The 2,697-nt window shown below is 68.7% G+C and carries 2 protein-coding genes; both read left to right on the plus strand.

The window, feature by feature from the left end:
* Positions 1-135: 135 nt before the first annotated feature.
* Entirely contained in the window at positions 136-1,221 is a 1,086-nt protein-coding gene (locus VG869_01525) for a glycoside hydrolase family 43 protein (GenBank protein HEV3449860.1), read from the plus strand.
* Positions 1,222-1,455: 234 nt separating this feature from the next.
* Positions 1,456-2,226 carry a hypothetical protein gene (locus tag VG869_01530; protein ID HEV3449861.1) on the plus strand — a complete coding sequence of 257 codons (771 nt, stop codon included), beginning with the start codon at positions 1,456-1,458 and terminating at the stop codon, positions 2,224-2,226.
* The last annotated feature ends 471 nt before the right edge of the window (positions 2,227-2,697 follow it).

The raw sequence follows: 2,697 nt of genomic DNA on the forward strand, positions 1-2,697 counted from the left end.
GGGGAGACTCGTGACCAGGGGAACAACGTGCCGATTGCCCGGTGCCGCCGGCTGGCAGGCTGGTCAGGTGCGGATCGTGGTCGTCGGCGTCGGTGCCGCGGGTCTGGCCCAGTCGGCATGATCTCGGCTTAGCGCGTGACCACCCGGCGGCTCGCGTCGCGCCGCTCCGACTTCGGCCGCCGGCGGATCCTCGGCGTCATGGCGATTGTCGCCGTCCTCGCGCTCGTGGTCAGCGCGGTCGTCGTCGTGCAGGTCCTGCGCACGACCCCGTGTGACGATGTTCACTTTGGTTCAGCCAGCGGTCCGGTCAAGGCATCGAGCCAGCCGCCTCCGATCGGACGACTCGGGATCGTTCGCACGCTGCGACAGTTCGTCCACGGGGGGTCGGCCGCCGTCTTCTGCGACGACTTTCCGGACCCGTCAGTACTGCGGCTGGGTGACTCCTACTACGCGTACGCGACGAACACAGCCGGCTTCAACGTGCCGGTCCTCGCGACCCACGGGCTGTTCGGGACCGGGGGACGTCGCGAGGCCCTGCCGAAGCTCCCGGGCTGGGCGAGCCGGGACTGGACCTTCCACCCCTCGGTGCTCGTGCGGGGTCACGCCTATGTCCTCTACTACTCGGCCCGTGTCACCGCGTCAGGCGCGAACTGCCTCTCGGTGGCGTTCGCCACCCGCCCGGCGGGCCCATTCGTCGATCACAGCGCGGCTCCACTGGTCTGCCCCCCCGGCGGCGCCATTGATCCCAGCGTCTTTGTCGCCGCCTCCGGCCAGGCGTTCCTGATCTGGAAGAACTACGACGCCATCGTGAGCCAACCGCTCAGCGCCGACGGCGCGTCGCTGATCGGCACGCCGAGCTCGCTCCTCACTGCAAGCCAACCGTGGCAAGACGGCAGCGTCGAGGGTCCCAGCATGGTGGGCTTCGCCGGCCGGTATTACCTCTTCTATGCGGGCAACCATTGGCAGACCGCCGGCTACGCCATCGGCTACGCCACGTGCGCCACGCCGGCCGGATCGTGCGTCGACGTCCCAGGCCCTTGGCTCACCTCCGGGAAGGGCGTACAGGGCCCCGGCGCCCCCGGCTTCTTCACGGATCCGTCCGGACAACAGTGGATGTCCCTCGCGGCGTGGCTCAACCACCGAGTCGGCTACCCCTGGGGTGGGCGTGACCTGTTCGTCCTCAAGATGAGCTTTCCCGACGGCTTGCCCGTCGCCAGCTGAGTGAGTGAGCAATGGCTCCGAGCTCCCCGAGCGGCTCCTGGATGCGTTGCTCCCGGTCAACTCCGGCCGGATTCGTGCCGATGGCTTGCCATGGCCACCACGGGTTCGGAGCTGGCGTCGGGACCCACGGGGATGAGACGCGCGCTGCGCGCAGTCGGCATCGGGCTCGTCGTGGTCGCGGTCGGGCTCGTGGCCGAGCCCGCAAGCGCCAGTCGCTCGAGCAACTCAGCGGACGTGATCCGGCGCAGCGTCGCGCGAACGGCCAAGCAGGGCTCAGCGCGCCTGGCGGGCGAAGTGGATTTTCAGTCGACGTCACTGACTGGCCGGATGACCTTCGGTGGCCTCGTAGATTTCACCGGCCGGCAGCTCTCACTCAACCTGGACTTCAGTCAGCTTGTGCAGCAGCCGGCGAGCTTGGAGATGCGAGTGGTCGACCGGTCGGCCTACATGGACCTGGGGCCCATTCTCCGGAGCGCTCGCCGACCGGTTCCTCCTGAGCTCGCCGATGTCGAGTGGGTCAAGTTGGATCTCAGCCAGCTCGGCTCAGGTGCGGCTGCGACGGCGGGAGCTCCAACGCTGGGCAGCGACGCCTCATCTGAACTCGAGACGCTGCAGGGAGTCACCGACGGGTCCGTGCAACGGGTGGGGCCCGCCGAGGTCCGTGGCGTCGCCACGACCCACTACCGCGCTGACGTGGACGTCGACCTCGCGCTGAAACGGCTCCCCTCGGCGGTGCGGGACAAGGTCCGCAGCGCGACGAGACTGTTCGCGTTCCCTCACCGCCTCCCGGTAGAGGTGTGGATCGATGGCAGCGGACTGGTTCGGCGATACGGCATGAACGTCACGATCAACCCCGCGCACAACCCAGCCGTCAACCTCGGCATGACCTTCGAGTTCTACGACTTCGGCGTCCCCGTCGTCGTGCAGGCTCCTCCCGCGGACCAGGTCACCGACTACTCCACGCTCAAGAACCTCCTCCCGAGCACGACCAACCCGTCGACCTGAACCCGGTGGTCGCGAGTGCGGCCGGGGACGGGCTTCGCGACCGTCGCGTGACCGAAACCTGCGCCGGGAGCGGCAGCTTGGTCTCGAGCGATGTCTCCGAGTAACTTGATCGCCCACAACTGGGTCCTGTCGGATCCAACATCGTCGGCCTCAGGCGGTGCAGCGGTGGATGCAGGGGTGCGTTCCGGGCAACGTGCGAGGCGGCCGCGTCACACAATCGACGCGACGCGGTTCGGCGGCTCCCACCACCCTTCGACAGGCGGGCGCGGGGCCATCGTGTTCGCCGATCCGTGGACGATTGGACACCAACGCGGGCGCCCCGACCGGGCTGACCGGGATCTGCCACGACCCAACACCGGGCCCACCCCGCCCCCCGACTGAGCAGCGTCAACGGAGGAGCAGCACGTGGACGACCTGTTGTCTCTCGTGGTCGATGCTCACGGCGGCTTGGACCGCTGGTCCCGGGTGACC

Source organism: Acidimicrobiia bacterium (assembly GCA_035948415.1).
In the GTDB taxonomy this organism is placed as follows: Bacteria; Actinomycetota; Acidimicrobiia; order IMCC26256; family PALSA-555; genus PALSA-555.